Genomic DNA, 14,451 nt, shown 5'->3' with positions numbered 1-14,451 from the left:
AATGCCACCCGATGAGTTCCGAATTGGATCAGATGCGCCTGTTGATATGTTCGTCCTGTGCCGGTGCCCGCGATTGCGGAGCCGAGGTCAAAGCTGTCGAATCCGCCCTGACCCGCGCGGGGATTGAGGGGCGGGTTTCGGTCGATCAGCACGCCTGTTTCAGCGGATGTGCAGAACCCGTGGCCATCGCGCTGCAGGCCGATGGCGGGGCGTCATATGTGTTTTCAGGGGTCGATGTCGCCTCGGACGCCGATGATATCGTGGCGACCTGCCGGACCTATCTGGAAAGCCCCAAAGGCTGGATCGAAGACGCCCGGCCTTGCGGGCGGCTCCGGATGTGTTTGCGGGCGCGTATCCCGGCGCTTTAGTCGACCTGTAGTGTGACCGCCGCGCTGACGGGGATGTTGTCGACCATCAGCGGGCTGTGGCTGTTTGCGTTCAGAGAGACCGAGACTTCGACCTCGCCCTGCGGCAGATGGTCGATATGCATCCAGTTACCGTACAACCGGGCCAGTTTCTCTCCATTTACGTAGACATGTGCATGCCCCTCGCCGTCGACATCGGTCTTTGAGGCATTTTGTGGTGAGAACCGAAAGTTCTGCGGCATGACATACAGGTTCCAGCCCGCCATAGGATCGGGCGTAAGAGCGATCTCAAGCCCCGGAGCATCAGCGCCAGCAGGCAGGTTGATGGCAGTCGAATGATCGTGTGCGGCTGCCTCGGCGTGAGATGGACTGTGATGTGCAGGATCGCCATGTTCATGGCCGTCGAAAGTGACGCCATTTGCAGCCGCAACCACAAATCCTGCACCACTGCCAAAAACTATGCCGATTGCAAACAGGGCAAGTGAGCGTGCCATTTTATGTTCCTTGATGGTAGTAGCAAACACGCCGAGCTGGTCTCGGCGTGTTCATAAGCGTGCTTGTCAGGCCGCAGCTTCGGCACGCTGGCTTTCATATCGCCAGAAGTACCCGGCGAATGCCCCGACCAGAACCCAGGCTACCAGTCCGATGCCAAAAGCGCGTGCGGCAAACAGCGCACCGATCTCGGTCGGAACGGGGCCGGTGAACACGTCCGGCTCGGGCGCGCCGATCAGATGTGGGGCCAACAGCAGGGCGGCTGCGATCACATAGCTGATCAGGGTGCCGCCAAAGGCAATCAGCCACATGGCAACACCTGCTGCTGCGACGGTCGCAAACCACCAGATTTGACGCGCAGCGACATCGGCTGCTGCCACGCCGGGCACTTCTGGCGCGAGCGAGAATCCGGGTGCGAGGTGCACGGCAACGAACCCCGCAAGCCCCCACAAAACACCGGTGCGCCCGTCAATCTTGTGGCCGTTGCCCTCAGCCACGGACATCAGCGCGATCATCATCAGCGCATAACCGGTATAGATGAGCATTGTGAAAATAACGCTCAACGCATCGCGGAACAGATCCGAGAACATGCCCGGCAGCTCGGGGTGGGCATTGACGACGTCGCCGCCGAAATGGACCAATTCGCCTGATTCATACAGTTCCGCGTGCAGCAAAACCGGTTGCACAAACGCAAGCTGCAGCAGGGCGGCAATCAGCCCTGCTGTAGCACCAGCGAACAACGCGCTGGTCAGAATGCGACCAAACATGGGTTTAATGGCAGGGGAAGCCAGTTGCGTGACGCACGTCATGGGCTGCGTCATGCAGGGCGGCGGCCTGAATGTGACCAGTCACCGAAATGATGCCAAGGCCCAGAACCACAGCGAACATGACCGGCAGGATACCAGCGCGCGAGGCGGTTTGTGTTTGAGTTGTCATTTTCAATTCTCCTGTGCCGCCGCACCCGACGGCTGGTGTTTCAAATCACGCCTGGCAGGTCTCCTGGCTTGCGGGTCAGGGCCTGTGCTCGCCTTCCCCCTGAAAATTCAGGAGTGGCTGGTTGAGCAAGGCTCACCGCTTACAGTCGCGGGGGCGGCTGTGGATTGGATCAACTCTGATCGCACCACATTCCCTCTTAGCTCGTCGCTGTGAACGACGAGACCAGACGGGTTCATCTAGCCTTCAAAACCCGCGTGGCGCAATCGCCATTCGCGACCAATTTGGTCAGTTCACGCACTTTTTGAGAAGATAGATATCCATGATCCACCCGTGATCGGCGCGTGCAGCTGTACGGGTGTCCAGAATCTGCTGCGCAACCTCAGCCAAGGGCCCCTTGATCAGAATTTCCTCTTTCATGCCCACGTACGCCCCCCACCAGATGTCATAATCTGCCATCTGAAGATGTTGGAACGAGCACTCACCATCCAGCATTATCGCCACGTTTGACGCACCGTCCGGCCACCCTTCGTCGCGAATCCGCCGCCCCGTGGTCACGATGTAGGGGGCACCCAGATCGTTGATCGGAATCACGTGGGCAGCCGTCAACGCCTGCAGCGCTGTAATGCCAGGGATCACCCGCGTCGTCGGTTGAGGGTCCAGCCGCTCTGCAATCCGCAGGGAACTGTCATAAAGCGACGGATCGCCCCAGATCAGTAGAGCTACATGTCGTGCTCCAGGATGGGCGGCGATTGCCTCGCTCCAGCGCAATGCAATCGCGTCGTGCCATTTATCCACCCCGCGCAGATATCCGTCGTCGGACCGGCGCTTGGGGATGTCGAAATAGGCGATCTGCGGCGGCGTGTCGGTCACCTGCGCAATGATCATTTCGCGCAGCCCGGCCAGATCGGCCTTATTCTCGCCCTTGCGGGGGATCAGGATCAGGTCCGCCGAGCGGATCGCCTGCGCGCCCTGAAAGGTCACGTGGTCAGGGTTCCCGGTGCCGATGCCGATCAAGGTCAGGTCAAACATCGTCAAACTCTGCCAGCGGGCCGTAAAGGATCAGCGCCGGGGCGGTGCCTATCTCGTCCGCCAGTTTATTGGACAGCGCGCCTACAGTACTGCGATGCAGCTTCTGCTCGGGGGTCGAGACGGATTCGGCCATCAGTGCTGGCGTTTCCAACGGCAGGCCATGTGCGTGCAGCGTTTCGACCAGCAGAGGAAAGGTGCGCTTGCCCATGAAGACGACTGTGGTCGCATCCGGGTCGGCCAGCGCGGGCAGGTTCAGGTCCTCGGGCAGTTTGCCGCTGACATCATGGCCGGTGACAAACTGCACCCGTCGCGCGGTTAGCCTACGGGTCAGCGGGATGCCAGCCGCCGCCGCCGCCGCTACAGCTGAGGGGATGCCGGGGATGATCTCGTATTCGATCCCAGCCGCGCGCAGGGCGACCAGTTCTTCTTCCAGACGTCCGAACATGCCGCCATCGCCGGATTTCAACCGCACGACCCGCTGGCCTGTTTGCGCATATTCCACCAACAACCGGCTGACATGGTCCTGCTTGGGCGAGGGGCGACCCGCCCGTTTGCCCACGCCCACCAGATCGGCATCCTCGCGCGCATGGGTTAAGATCGGCCCGCTGCTGAGGTCATCAAACAGCACCGCATCCGCCTTTTGCATCCGATCTACGGCCTTGAGCGTTAGCAATTCCGGATCGCCCGGACCTGAGCCGATGAACGAGACAAACCCACTCATACTGAGGCCTCCGCGATCAGGTGAAAGAACGTGCCGGTCACGTTGCCACGCACCGATCCGGTCTGCGGCCCTTCGGCCCCTTCTGCGTCAAACACACGGGCCAAAGGCGCGTCAGGTTGCTCGATGATTGAGGAATAGTGGAACTCATGCCCCCGCAGGCCCGTGCCTACGGCAAAGCCGGGCATCGGGGCCAGCAGTTCGGCGCGACGATAGCCCAGATTGAACTTGCGCTTTTCATAGGACGTCACCAGCCCCAACAACCCGGCCATCTGATGCGAGACACTCTCTTTGTCGATCAGAGCCTGTCCCAGCGCCATATAACCCCCGCATTCTCCATGCACGGGCTTGGTTTGCGCGTGGTTCCGCAACCCTTCCTGAAAGACGGATGCGGCGGCCAGAATGCCTGCGTGCAGCTCAGGATATCCGCCCGGCAACCAAACCAGATCGGCATCCGCCGCAGGGGCTTCATTGGCCAAGGGCGAGAACGGCAACACCTCGGCTCCAGCCGCCCGCCAGCCTTCCAGCAAATGCGGATAGGTGAACGAAAACGCCGCATCGCGGGCCAGCGCGATCCGTTGCGCCGGTGGCCGCGGCAGCGCGGCGGACGATGGCCCATTCGGGCCTGAGGACGCCGCCCGCTTGATCGCCTCAAGATCGACATGTTCGCGCAGAAACGCGGCATAGCCCACAATTGCGCTTTCCAGATCGGGATGTTCAACCGCCTGGATCAGGCCCAGATGCCGCTCGGGCAGGGTCAGGTCTCCACGACGGGGCAGCACGCCCAGAACCGGCAGGCCCGCGCGTTCCATTCCCAACCGCGTCAACCGCTCGTGCCGGGGGCTGGCGCAGCGGTTTAGAATCACGCCCGCAAAGGGCAGATCGGGGTTATACATCTTGAACCCCAAAGCCGTCGCCGCCGCCGATTGCGCCTGACCGCCCACATCCAGCACCAGCACCACCGGCCAACCCATCCGTAACGCGGTTTCCGCACTGGACCCATGACCCAGTTCACCGGGCTTGGCGACGCCGTCGTACAGCCCCATTGAGCCCTCGGCGACCACGATATCCGCGCCTTCGGCCTGTGCAGAAATGGCGTCCAACAGAGGCTCTCCCATGGCCCAGCTGTCCAAATTGAACGAGGCACGCCCCACAGCCGCCCGGTGAAAGGCCGGGTCGATATAATCTGGTCCGCTTTTAAAAGGCTGAACGGTCAGCCCATCCTCGGCCAGCGCACGCAACAGGCCCAGCATGACCGTGGTCTTGCCGGTGCCCGAGGACGGCGCAGAAATCAGAAGACCCGGAGGGTTAGTCATCGCGTCATTCATCCTCGGGGCTCCAGCTGGACCACGGGCTGTCGGCGCTTTGCGGGCGATAGCGGCGGTCGTAATCCTTGGAATACAGACAGCTTTCGTCGAACCCTTCCCCCGCAAGCGCTGGGCCGACCATGATCAGCGCGGTGCGGGCGATGCCGTCGTCCAGCGCGTCTTTCAGCGTCTCCAGCGTTGCACGGATGATGCGTTCATCGGGCCAGCTGGCGCGATAGACAACGGCCACCGGGCAATCGGCCCCATAGGCCGGGGTCAGGTCGGCGATGACCTTGTCTAAATTGCCGATCGACAGGTGAATGGCCAGCGTTGCGCCGGTGCGGGCGAAGTTCTCAAGCGTCTCACCCTCGGGCATCGAAGACGCGCGGCCCGGCGTGCGGGTCAGCACCACCGATTGCGCGAGGCCGGGTAGTGTCAGTTCCGTGCCCAAGGCCGCGGCTGCCGCGGCAAAGGACGGCACGCCGGGCGTGACGCTGACCGGGATACCCATCTCTTTCAACCGGCGGATTTGTTCGCCCATGGCGGACCAGACCGACAGATCGCCCGAATGCAGGCGGGCCACATCCTGACCAGCCTTATGGGCGGCATCGATCTCGGCCATGATCTGATCCAGATCCATCGGCGCGGTGTTGATGATCTTGGCTCCCTCGGGGCAGTGGCCAAGGATTTCCTCGGGCACCAGCGAGCCCGCATAGAGGCACACGGGACAGGACGCGATGATATCGCGCCCGCGCAGGGTCAGCAGGTCGGCAGCGCCCGGTCCGGCGCCGATGAAATGAACTGTCATTTTTGTCCTCCGATGGCGATGGCGCAGGTGGCCAGCCGGTCGTCTGATATCTGTCGGGGTGAAAGCAGCCGCGCGCCAGATCCAGCGGCGGCAAGGGCGGATGCTTCGGCCACGCTGCCGGTGCCATAACTGGCGCGGCTGCGGGGCGAGCAGGTGAGCGTGCGCTGCCCGGCCAGATCGGCGGGCGCGATGAAATGCAGGGGCAGGGCGGTTACGGCTGCGAATTCTGCCAGCGCAGCATGGCCCTCTTTGTCCGCGACGGTCGCCAAGGCGCTGACGGGGTGGTTAGAGGCGGCAGCCGCAAAGGCCGCGCGCAGACTGTCCACCGTCGCGGTGGAGGAAAAGCCAAGGCCCGCGACGATCATAGCGTGACGCTCCACTGCACCACCGGATAGCCGGATTTCCAACCCCGGCGCGGCCCCAATGGCGCAGCCTGCGCCAATTCAATCCGCAAAAGATCGCCGCCGCGTTTCTCATGCCACTGCGCCAGCAACGCCTCGCTCTCCAGTGTCACTGCATTGGCGACTAAGCGGGTACCAGCGGGCAAAGTGGCATACAGCCAGTCCAGCAGCGCGGCGCTTAGACCTCCACCGATGAACACCACATCCGGCAGGGACAACCCGTCCAGCGCATCGGGCGCAGTGCCGTGGATGACGGTCAGCCGATCCTGACCCAGCGCATCGGCATTGCGACGAATCCGCTCGGCCCGGTCCGCGCGGGGTTCAATCGTGGTGGCCGTCAGCGTCGGGTCACACATTAGCCATTCGATACTGATCGAACCGGTACCGCCGCCAATATCCCACAAATGTTCAGCGCGCTGCGGGGCCAGCGCTGACAGGGTCAGGGCGCGGATGGGGCGTTTGGTGATCTGTCCATCGGTCTCGAAAATCTCATCGGGCTTGCCCGAAGACTTAGGCAGCGCGCGCCCATCGCCCGCGACCTCAAGCGCAACACAAACCGGGTGATCGAACCCGCCCAGCAGCGCCTCAGTCAGGGATACCCTGCGGGAACGTTCACGAGGGCCGCCGAGCGCTTCCATCACGTGCAGGCGGGTGTCGGCAAAGCCGGTTTCGGTCAGGTAGGTCGCCAGTTCCGTCACCGCAGCCCCGTTGCGCAGCAACAGAATGGCGCGCAGGCCTGGCGACAGATGCGGTCGCAGCCGCGTCAGGGGGGCGGCGTGCAGGCCGAAAGTCAGCGTCGCCTCCAGCGGCCAGCCCAGCCGCGCGGCGGCCAAGGAAAAGGTCGACTGGCCGGGCAGGGCGGTCCATTCCCCTGCCTCGAAATTGCGCGCGATGACCGATCCGGCACCAAACCAGAACGGATCGCCCGAGGCCAGCACGACAGTGGGCCGCCCCCGGAACCCCGTCAGCACGGGCAGACCATCGGCAAAGGGCACCGGCCATTCGACCCTCTGGGCCGTACTATCGGGGATCAGCGACAGATGGCGCGGCGGACCCATGATGATTTCGGCGCGCTCCAGCACTTGACGGCTTGCGGGCGACAGGCCATCAAGCCCATCCTCACCCAGGCCCAGAACGGTCAGCCACGGAGCTTCATGCATGACACACCTCCTGATCCTTGGCGGCACGACCGAGGCCAACGCCCTGGCTAAAACCGTGGCCGAACGGGGCATCCAAGCGACCTATTCCTATGCGGGCCGCGTTGATAACCCGCGCCCGCAGCCGTTGCCGATGCGCGTGGGCGGGTTCGGAGGCGTGGACGGCCTGACCACCTACCTGCGCGATCACGCGATCACCCACGTGATCGACGCCACGCACCCCTTTGCCGCCCAGATGAGCGCCAACGCGGTGGCCGCCTGCCATAAGGCCGACGTGCCTCTGGCCGCGCTGACCCGCCCGGCATGGGTGGAACAGGATGGGGACGACTGGCAGCATGTTCCGGATATCGACGGCGCGGTGGTCGCCCTGTCCGGCGCGCCACAGCGGGTGTTTCTGGCCGTGGGCCGGATGCATCTTGAGGAGTTCGCCCCCCAGCCTCAGCATCGTTACTTGTTGCGGCTGGTCGATGAACCGGGTGCTCTGCCGTTGCCGAACTGCGACGTGGTTGTCTCGCGCGGGCCATTCACTCTGGCCGACGATCAGGCGCTGATGCAGCGCCATGGGATCCAGTTGGTCGTGTCCAAGAACGCAGGCGGCCTCGGCGCGCGCGCCAAGCTGGACGCGGCGCGGGCGCTGGGCCTGCCGGTGGTGATGATCGACCGTCCGGCCCTGCCGCAGCGGGTCGAATTGTCGAGCGTTGCTCAGGTTCTGGACTGGCTGGCTCATTCTGGCGTGAACCTCGGCGTGTAGACGATGGGCGCGCCGTCGCGTTCGATCACGCGGGTGCGGGACGAGCCGACGATGACCACCGTCTGCATATCTGCCATCTCGGGTGTGGCCTCGGCCAGTGTCGAAATCCGAATGGCCTCATCCGCGCGGGATACGGCGCGGGCGAACAGGATCAGCCGTTCGGGTTCGCATTCTTCGCGCAGGATTTCCAGCGTCTTTACAAAGCCCTCGGGGCGGGACTTCGAGCGCGGATTGTAAAACGCCATTGAGAAATCCGCCTGCGCGGCCAGCCGCAGACGCTTTTCGATTAATGACCATGGCTTGAGGTTGTCACTCAGGTTGATGGCGCAGAAATCATGCCCCATTGGCGCGCCCGCACGGGCCGAGGCCGCCAACATCGCCGTGATCCCCGGCAGCACATCAATCTGGATATTGCGCCACTCGGACGGGCCATCTTCTAGCGCCTCAAACACAGCCGCCGCCATCGCAAACACGCCGGGATCGCCCGAGGACACAACGACCACGCGTTTGCCCTCAGCCGCCATTTGCAGCGCGTGCTGCGAGCGGTCGATCTCGACGCGGTTGTCACTGGAGTGCAGTGTCAGGCCGGGGCGCTCGGCCACGCGGGCCACGTAGGGAATATAGCCGACCACATCTGTGGCCTCGGCCAAAGCGGCAGTCACCTCGGGCGTCACCAGCGCATCAGCCCCTGGTCCAAGACCGGCGATCTTGACCCAGCCGCTCATGGCCTGCGCCCCTGACCGTGCACGATGATGATCGAGAAATAGGGTGTGACCTTTTCACAAGCCTCAGACAGTTTCGTCACCGTCTGGTTCGGCATTTGCGCAAATTCCACGATCCACGCGCGGTCATAGAGGCCCGCCGTTTTCAGCGCGCGTTTCACCTTGTCGATATTGCGCCCGATCTTCATCACGACCAGCGCGTCTGTCTGTGCCATGCGCTGCGCCAGATCGTCCTCGGGCAGAGTACCCACCAGTACGGTCAGCACGTCATCACCCCAGGTGATCGGGTCTCCGGTCGCTGTCCACGCGCCCGACATGCCGGTGATGGCAGGCACGACTTCGACATCAGATTCGTCGCGCAACCGGTTGTAAAGATGCATGAAAGAGCCGTAGAAAAACGGATCGCCCTCGCACAAGACCACCACGTCTTCGCCCTGTTCGGACAGAGCCTTCAGATGCGCGGCGCAGTCTTCGTAAAACGCCGAGAGCAGCTCGTTATAGCGCGGATCGCTCACTGGGATCTCGGTTGTGACCGGGTACTCCATCGGGAATTCGACGGCATCTTCGGGTATCATCCCATTGACGATCTTGCGCGCCTGTCCACTGCGGCCGGGCTTGCGGAAAAACGCCACATGACGCGCGTTGCGCAATAGGCGGTCGGCCCGGACGCTCATCAGGTCGGGATCGCCGGGGCCGAGGCCCACGCCATAGATTGTGCCGCTCATTCCGCGCGGCTCGCGATGGCGTTGATGGCGGCGACGGTGATGGCGCTGCCGCCCAGGCGGCCCTTGACGATGCAGGAGGGCACTGGCTGTGCCTCCCACAGGGCGTCTTTGGATTCGACCGCGCCGACAAAGCCCACGGGGCAGCCGATGATGGCGGCGGGGCGTGGGCAGTCGGGGTCTTCCAGCATGTTCAGCAGATGGAACAGCGCAGTAGGTGCGTTGCCAATGGCGACAACGGCGCCTTCCAGATGTGGGCGCCACAGCTCCAGCGCGGCAGCCGAACGCGTGTTGCTCATCTCGGCGGCCAAGGGGCGCACACGTTCGTCATGCAGGGTGCAAATCACCTCATTGTCAGCGGGCAGACGGAACCGGGTCACGCCCTCGCTGACCATGCGCGCATCGCACAGGATGGGTGCGCCGGCTTCCATTGCAGTGCGGGCGGCGGCCACAAAACCGGGCGAGAAATGCACGAACTCTTCCAGCCCCACCATGCCGGCGGCGTGGATCATGCGGACGGCGACCTGTTCCTCGTCGGCGTCGAACCGGGCAAGATCAGCCTCGGTCCGGATGGTGGCAAAGCTTTCCTTATAGATCGCAGCGCCATCGGTTTCATAAGTATAGGGCATCAGGTGAAGTCCATATTCATCAGTGTTTCTTCGGTCAGGCCGGTCTGGCAGGGCTCATCCCCCGCGCGGCCCTGTTTGACAAGATCAAATCGTCCGGCATTGCCTATCAGCGTCACATCGGCCAGGCTCATGCGCGCGCATCCTTTGGCGCAGCCCGAGACATGCAGGCTGCCATTGATACGCGCGGCAAGCAGGCGCGCGATGTCGCGGGTTTCCACCTGCGCCTGCGGGCAATATGGCGCGCCGGGGCAGGCGTCGGTCGTCATAAGCGGGTTGGTGCCATCTGTGACAAAGGCTGGGGCGGGTATCGCCGCCCCGACTTCCAACAGGATCAAGCGCCATGGGGTGACACGCAGCGCCTCGGCCCCGCTTTGCGCGATCAGGTCTTTCAGAGCGCGTGCAGGCAATTGTCCGAAGGCCGCACCATAGAGCGTCCCCTGATCGCAAGCACCGGGTTGCAGCGGCGCGCCAACTGGTCCCGGAGCCACGCCCTGCCACTCCGGCGGCAAGTCCGCGACCACGCGGGCCATGCGACGGCACTCGGGCGTGTAGGTTTCGGCGAACCATGCGGCCAGGGCGATCAGTTGGTCGATGGCCTCGGATTCTGGGACCAGACGTCCGGTCTTGGCCCCATCGGCGCGCAGGATCAGGCCATTCGGGGCGGTTTCCAGCCGGATATCGGCGGAGTCGCCCGCCAGCAGGCGCTGAGGTCCGGTGTCGATGGCAAAGCCGAACTTGGCGGGCAGGGCGGGTAGTTCGGCCAGCCGGTCAATAAGCTCTTGCGCCAGCCGAGCGGTCAGGTCTCCGGCTTGGTACAGAGGTGAGACCAGAATGTTGCGGCGCACCTCGATCCCCGGCTCTGCATCCAGCAGGTTCAGCGCGGCCAGTTCGGCCAACATGGGCTGATGATCGCCCTCAGCCACGCCCCGCAGCTGCAGGTTGGCGCGGTTGGTCAGGTCGATGGTGCCATTGCCGAAGCGTTCCGCCAGATCGCACAGACCCATGGTCTGCTCAGCTGTCAGACGGGCCAGCCGCGGCCGCACCCGGACCACCAGCCCATCGCCCGACATCATCGGACGGTGCGCGCCGGGGCACCAGCCCTGGACGATGGGAGCGCTCATCCCAGCCCCTCCAGATCGGCGCGAATCGAGTTGCGGCGTGTGTTCCAAAGCCCCGCCTCAAGCAAAGCGCGGAACCGGTCCTGCATGGCCTGATGCGCTTTAGGGTTGGCCTCGGCCAGAAAGGCGTCGACCTCAGCGTCGCCCAGCGTGGCATCGTGGTAAAGGTCGAAAAGGTGCGGCGCGACTGTGCCAGATAGATGCGCGAATGAGGCCATGTGATCCAGCGTCGCGGCGATCTCGGCCGCGCCCCGGAACCCGTGGCGTTGCATCCCGGCGATCCAGCCGGGGTTGGCAGCGCGGGCGTGGACCACGCGGCTGATTTCCTCGGGCAGGGTCCGCGCGCGCGGGGTGTCGGGGTTGGTGTTGTCCAGATGATACAGCTGCGCCGAGCCGCCTGTGATTTTTTTGGCGGCGGCAAATCCGGCTTCATGCGTGGCGTAATCATTGGCCAGTAGCAGGTCGGTCTCGGTCAAATCCTGCAGGTGGACGAAACTGTCGGCGTTGGCGACGCGCTGGGTGATGCCGTCTTTGTCCTGCGCGACATGCTCGCCTTCCAAGGCATAAGAGCTGGCGTCCAGCCATGCCGCACCTGCCTGCACGCGCGCCTCGTCGGTGTAAATTTCGGACAATTGTGTCATGTTCACGCCATAGCTGCCGGGGGCTGGGCCATAGACGCGGGCGGCGGGTTCCTGACCGGCATAGGGGTTCCAGTCGGCCGCCTCATCGCGCGCCGACAAGGCCCGGATCGCCTGACCGTATAGCGCCGATAGCGTCGGAAAAACGTCGCGGAACAGGCCCGAGACCCGCAGCGTCACATCCAGACGCGGGCGGCTGAGGTCGGTGATGGGCAGAACCTCGATGCCTGAGACCCGCTCTGACCCCTTGTCCCAGACGGGTTTGACGCCCAGCAGGTGCAGCGCCATGGCGAATTCCTCACCCGCCGTGCGCATAGTGGCCGAGCCCCAGAGGTCAACGATCAGCCCTTTGGGATAGTCGCCTTCCTCTTGCAGGTGACGCCGCACCAGTTCTTCGGCCAGTTTCACGCCTTGGCTATAAGCCGCGCGCGTGGGCACGGATCGCGGGTCGGTGGTATAGAGGTTCCGTCCGGTAGGCAGTACGTCCGAGCGGCCACGATAGGGCGAACCGGATGGCCCGGCCTCGATCCGCTTTCCGGCTAGTGCGTCGATTAGGGCGTTGCGTTCAGACTGGGCGGAAGGCGCGGGGTCGAAATTGCCGGTCACTTCTGGCACCCGGCCAAATATGTGCAGCCCGTCGCCGAACTGGCTTTCCTTGATGTCACAGACAAAGCGGTCGATGCGGGTGATCGCCTCGGCGGTGCAGGTGGCCTGATCCAGACCCAGATCGCTTTCCAGCCCGATGGCCTGAGCCTCATTCCGGATATCCTCTTGCAAACGGTCGCGGCGCTTGGGGTCCAGACCATCGGCGTTCGAGAATTCGTCCAGCAGAGACTCCAGCCGTACCATCCGATCCGGTGTACCGCTTTCTTTCAAAGCGGGCGGGATGTGGCCCAGCGTGACCGCGCCGATCCGGCGCTTGGCTTGCGCCGCCTCGCCGGGGTCATTGACGATGAAGGGGTAGATCACTGGCAGGTCGCGGATCAGCGCCTCGGGCCAGCAACCGGCTGATAGCGCCACGGATTTGCCGGGCAGCCATTCCAACGTGCCATGGGCTCCGATGTGGATCAGCGCATCGGCATTCAAGCTTTTACGCAGCCAAAGGTAAAAGGCGACATAGCTGTGGCGCGGGGTGCGCGACAGGTCATGATAGTCGTCATCGCGTAACTCGGGCGTGCCGCGTTCAGGTTGCAAGGCGACCAGAGCCTTGCCCCGACGCAGGGCGGTGAAGTGAAAGGCACCATCGGTGTAAGCGGGGTCATCCTCGGGAGCGCCCCAAACCGTATGCAAGTCGGTGCGCAGCTGTTCGGGCAGGTCCGCAAGCGCGGCCTGATACTCGGCCAGCGGCCATGCGATCCGGGCGTTCAGCAGCGTATCAGCGATTGGTTTGGCAGGGGCGGTATCATAGCCCCCGGCTTGCAGGTCGGACAGCATCGCCTCAGCCGAGGCCAGCGCGTCGAGGCCCACCGCATGGGCCATCTGCCAGTCTTTGCCGGGATAGGTGGACAGAACCAGCGCGGGCACCTGATCGGATTTGGGTTTGCCTTGCAAGTTCAGCCAGCCGGTCACACGGTCAAGGATGGCCTCGATCCGTTCCTCCTCGACCCGGTGGGCAAAGCGGGAATATTCCAGATGCGGGTCGCGTTTGCCCGGTTCCTTAAACGAGGCGATGCCCGCTGAAATACGCCCGTCCACCTCGGGCAGCACCACATGCATGGCGAGGTCGGCGGGGGAGAGGCCGCGTTCCGCCTCGGCCCACGCCTTGCGGCGCGAAGTGGCCAGTGCGACCTGGAAGACGGGCACATTTGCAGCGTCCAAAGGCGAGGTACCCGACGCGCCTTTGCCCGAGAAGGACGTGGCGTTGATGATCGCGGACGGGGCCAGCGATACGATGGTGTCGCGCAGCCAGTCGGCGGCGGATGGCGCTTTCAGGGAAGGGGCGAACAGGCCCACGGCCTGAAAGCCGCGCGCGCGCAGGCTACGGATCAGGGCGGCCACGGGGGCTGTGTCGGCCGAGGTCAGGTAAGCGCGGTAGAAACTGACCACGACGCGTTTTGAGTCACCGGAAAACGCCTGTTCCGCCGGAATCACTCCGCGATCGGGGCACCATGCGCCGCAGTCGGGCAGGGATTTAGCCCCCATCACCGGACCCGCATAGAGCCCCGCTGCCAGTGCCATCTGTGCCAAAGCGGCTTGTGCTGCAACCTCGCCGCCGGTGTCACAAAGATGCGCTAAGCGGCGCAGGGTGGAGACGGGCAGGGTGGAATACTCATCCAGTCGCGTATCCTCGCGCCCGTCGGCGGGCAGCACGGCCACAGCAATCCCTTTGGTCTGCGCAAGCGATAGAACCTGCTGCAGTCCGTAGGACCAATAGGGCACTCCGCCGATCAGACGGATCAGGATGCCTTTAGCGTCCTCCAACGTCTGTTCCACATAGGTGTCAACGGACAGAGGGTGTTTCAGCGCCGTCAGATTGGCCAGTCGCAGGGTCGGCATCCGACCGTCAGGCCCGCCACCGCGATGCCAGCCTGCCGCGAAAGCACCAAGGTCGCTGTCCGAGAACGACAGCACCACCAAATCCGCCGGGCTCTGGCCCAGATCGGTTGGGGTTTCGGATTCCTCTAACCCGTGGTTTTCGCGGAAGACGACGTGCATGGT

Annotated in this window: 16 protein-coding genes and 1 riboswitch; of the genes, 2 read left to right on the top strand and 14 right to left on the bottom strand. The window is 63.9% G+C overall.

Annotation, left to right across the window (positions count from 1 at the left end; translation table 11 throughout):
- Positions 1-11 precede the first annotated feature (11 nt).
- On the top strand, positions 12-368 hold the full coding sequence (locus GOV79_RS05945) for a DUF1636 family protein (protein WP_237217945.1): 357 nt from the start codon (positions 12-14) through the stop codon (positions 366-368).
- On the opposite strand, the gene GOV79_RS05940 is transcribed toward GOV79_RS05945, so the two are convergent.
- From GOV79_RS05940 to cbiE, 9 genes are all read right to left on the bottom strand, one after another.
- Entirely contained in the window at positions 365-859 is a 495-nt protein-coding gene (locus GOV79_RS05940; RefSeq protein WP_170788934.1) for a hypothetical protein, read from the bottom strand. The two genes, GOV79_RS05945 and GOV79_RS05940, sit on opposite strands and share 4 nt — an antisense overlap.
- A 66-nt stretch (positions 860-925) precedes the next feature.
- Positions 926-1,624: a CbtA family protein gene (locus tag GOV79_RS05935; protein WP_170788933.1), complete on the bottom strand. Its 699-nt coding sequence runs from the start codon at positions 1,622-1,624 to the stop codon at positions 926-928.
- A 4-nt stretch (positions 1,625-1,628) separates the two neighbouring features.
- Positions 1,629-1,793 carry a CbtB domain-containing protein gene (locus GOV79_RS05930; RefSeq protein ID WP_170788932.1) on the bottom strand — a complete coding sequence of 55 codons (165 nt, stop codon included), beginning with the start codon at positions 1,791-1,793 and terminating at the stop codon, positions 1,629-1,631.
- A gap of 36 nt (positions 1,794-1,829) precedes the next feature.
- Positions 1,830-2,035: riboswitch (cobalamin riboswitch) on the bottom strand.
- 43 nt (positions 2,036-2,078) lie between these two features.
- Positions 2,079-2,822, bottom strand: coding sequence for a precorrin-6A synthase (deacetylating) (cobF, locus tag GOV79_RS05925; RefSeq protein ID WP_170788931.1), 744 nt, complete (start codon positions 2,820-2,822; stop codon positions 2,079-2,081).
- On the bottom strand, positions 2,815-3,543 hold the full coding sequence (gene cobA, locus GOV79_RS05920; protein ID WP_170788930.1) for a uroporphyrinogen-III C-methyltransferase: 729 nt from the start codon (positions 3,541-3,543) through the stop codon (positions 2,815-2,817). Before cobA ends, cobF begins: the two co-directional genes overlap by 8 nt.
- The gene (locus GOV79_RS05915) at positions 3,540-4,868 is read right to left on the bottom strand and encodes a cobyrinic acid a,c-diamide synthase CobB (protein WP_170788929.1); all 1,329 of its coding nucleotides are present in this window, start codon (positions 4,866-4,868) and stop codon (positions 3,540-3,542) included. The genes cobA and GOV79_RS05915 overlap by 4 nt, the downstream gene beginning before the upstream one ends.
- Positions 4,861-5,655 carry a precorrin-4 C(11)-methyltransferase gene (gene cobM / locus GOV79_RS05910; RefSeq protein ID WP_170782725.1) on the bottom strand — a complete coding sequence of 265 codons (795 nt, stop codon included), beginning with the start codon at positions 5,653-5,655 and terminating at the stop codon, positions 4,861-4,863. The genes GOV79_RS05915 and cobM overlap by 8 nt, the downstream gene beginning before the upstream one ends.
- Complete coding sequence (locus GOV79_RS05905) at positions 5,652-6,020, bottom strand: cobalamin biosynthesis protein (RefSeq protein WP_170788928.1); 369 nt, start codon at positions 6,018-6,020, stop codon at positions 5,652-5,654. Before GOV79_RS05905 ends, cobM begins: the two co-directional genes overlap by 4 nt.
- Positions 6,017-7,216: a precorrin-6y C5,15-methyltransferase (decarboxylating) subunit CbiE gene (gene cbiE, locus GOV79_RS05900; protein ID WP_170788927.1), complete on the bottom strand. Its 1,200-nt coding sequence runs from the start codon at positions 7,214-7,216 to the stop codon at positions 6,017-6,019. Before cbiE ends, GOV79_RS05905 begins: the two co-directional genes overlap by 4 nt.
- On the opposite strand from cbiE, the gene GOV79_RS05895 reads away from it, so the two are divergent.
- Entirely contained in the window at positions 7,215-7,964 is a 750-nt protein-coding gene (locus tag GOV79_RS05895; protein ID WP_170788926.1) for a cobalt-precorrin-6A reductase, read from the top strand. The genes cbiE and GOV79_RS05895 overlap by 2 nt on opposite strands.
- Here the strand turns inward: GOV79_RS05895 and cobJ are convergent.
- Genes cobJ through cobN form a run of 5 tightly spaced genes read right to left on the bottom strand, consistent with a single transcriptional unit; the run spans position 7,937 to position 14,448 of the window.
- Positions 7,937-8,689 (bottom strand): precorrin-3B C(17)-methyltransferase, encoded by a 753-nt coding sequence (cobJ, locus tag GOV79_RS05890; RefSeq protein WP_170770234.1) that lies wholly within the window; start codon positions 8,687-8,689, stop codon positions 7,937-7,939. The genes GOV79_RS05895 and cobJ overlap by 28 nt on opposite strands.
- Positions 8,686-9,411, bottom strand: a complete 726-nt coding sequence (locus tag GOV79_RS05885; protein ID WP_170770236.1) for a precorrin-2 C(20)-methyltransferase — start codon at positions 9,409-9,411, stop codon at positions 8,686-8,688. The genes cobJ and GOV79_RS05885 overlap by 4 nt, the downstream gene beginning before the upstream one ends.
- On the bottom strand, positions 9,408-10,037 hold the full coding sequence (locus tag GOV79_RS05880) for a precorrin-8X methylmutase (RefSeq protein WP_170788925.1): 630 nt from the start codon (positions 10,035-10,037) through the stop codon (positions 9,408-9,410). Before GOV79_RS05880 ends, GOV79_RS05885 begins: the two co-directional genes overlap by 4 nt.
- Complete coding sequence (locus GOV79_RS05875; protein ID WP_170788924.1) at positions 10,037-11,158, bottom strand: ferredoxin-like domain-containing protein; 1,122 nt, start codon at positions 11,156-11,158, stop codon at positions 10,037-10,039. The genes GOV79_RS05880 and GOV79_RS05875 overlap by 1 nt, the downstream gene beginning before the upstream one ends.
- Complete coding sequence (cobN, locus tag GOV79_RS05870) at positions 11,155-14,448, bottom strand: cobaltochelatase subunit CobN (RefSeq protein ID WP_170788923.1); 3,294 nt, start codon at positions 14,446-14,448, stop codon at positions 11,155-11,157. The genes GOV79_RS05875 and cobN overlap by 4 nt, the downstream gene beginning before the upstream one ends.
- Positions 14,449-14,451: the final 3 nt, after the last annotated feature.

The sequence above is a fragment of the Ruegeria lacuscaerulensis genome (genome assembly GCF_013034745.1).
GTDB lineage: Bacteria > Pseudomonadota > Alphaproteobacteria > Rhodobacterales > Rhodobacteraceae > Ruegeria > Ruegeria lacuscaerulensis_B.
Note: the sequence above shows the minus strand (reverse complement) of the source record. Positions and strands in the feature narration are given on the sequence as shown.

Coding starts and splice junctions, on each gene's coding strand:
- GOV79_RS05945 (WP_237217945.1), top strand. CDS start 12: ATGAGTTCCGAATTGGATCAGATGCGCCTGTTGATATGTTCGTCCTGT.
- GOV79_RS05940 (WP_170788934.1), bottom strand. CDS start 859: ATGGCACGCTCACTTGCCCTGTTTGCAATCGGCATAGTTTTTGGCAGT.
- GOV79_RS05935 (WP_170788933.1), bottom strand. CDS start 1,624: ATGTTTGGTCGCATTCTGACCAGCGCGTTGTTCGCTGGTGCTACAGCA.
- GOV79_RS05930 (WP_170788932.1), bottom strand. CDS start 1,793: ATGACAACTCAAACACAAACCGCCTCGCGCGCTGGTATCCTGCCGGTC.
- cobF (WP_170788931.1), bottom strand. CDS start 2,822: ATGTTTGACCTGACCTTGATCGGCATCGGCACCGGGAACCCTGACCAC.
- cobA (WP_170788930.1), bottom strand. CDS start 3,543: ATGAGTGGGTTTGTCTCGTTCATCGGCTCAGGTCCGGGCGATCCGGAA.
- GOV79_RS05915 (WP_170788929.1), bottom strand. CDS start 4,868: ATGAATGACGCGATGACTAACCCTCCGGGTCTTCTGATTTCTGCGCCG.
- cobM (WP_170782725.1), bottom strand. CDS start 5,655: ATGACAGTTCATTTCATCGGCGCCGGACCGGGCGCTGCCGACCTGCTG.
- GOV79_RS05905 (WP_170788928.1), bottom strand. CDS start 6,020: ATGATCGTCGCGGGCCTTGGCTTTTCCTCCACCGCGACGGTGGACAGT.
- GOV79_RS05895 (WP_170788926.1), top strand. CDS start 7,215: ATGACACACCTCCTGATCCTTGGCGGCACGACCGAGGCCAACGCCCTG.
- cbiE (WP_170788927.1), bottom strand. CDS start 7,216: ATGCATGAAGCTCCGTGGCTGACCGTTCTGGGCCTGGGTGAGGATGGG.
- cobJ (WP_170770234.1), bottom strand. CDS start 8,689: ATGAGCGGCTGGGTCAAGATCGCCGGTCTTGGACCAGGGGCTGATGCG.
- GOV79_RS05885 (WP_170770236.1), bottom strand. CDS start 9,411: ATGAGCGGCACAATCTATGGCGTGGGCCTCGGCCCCGGCGATCCCGAC.
- GOV79_RS05880 (WP_170788925.1), bottom strand. CDS start 10,037: ATGCCCTATACTTATGAAACCGATGGCGCTGCGATCTATAAGGAAAGC.
- GOV79_RS05875 (WP_170788924.1), bottom strand. CDS start 11,158: ATGAGCGCTCCCATCGTCCAGGGCTGGTGCCCCGGCGCGCACCGTCCG.
- cobN (WP_170788923.1), bottom strand. CDS start 14,448: ATGCACGTCGTCTTCCGCGAAAACCACGGGTTAGAGGAATCCGAAACC.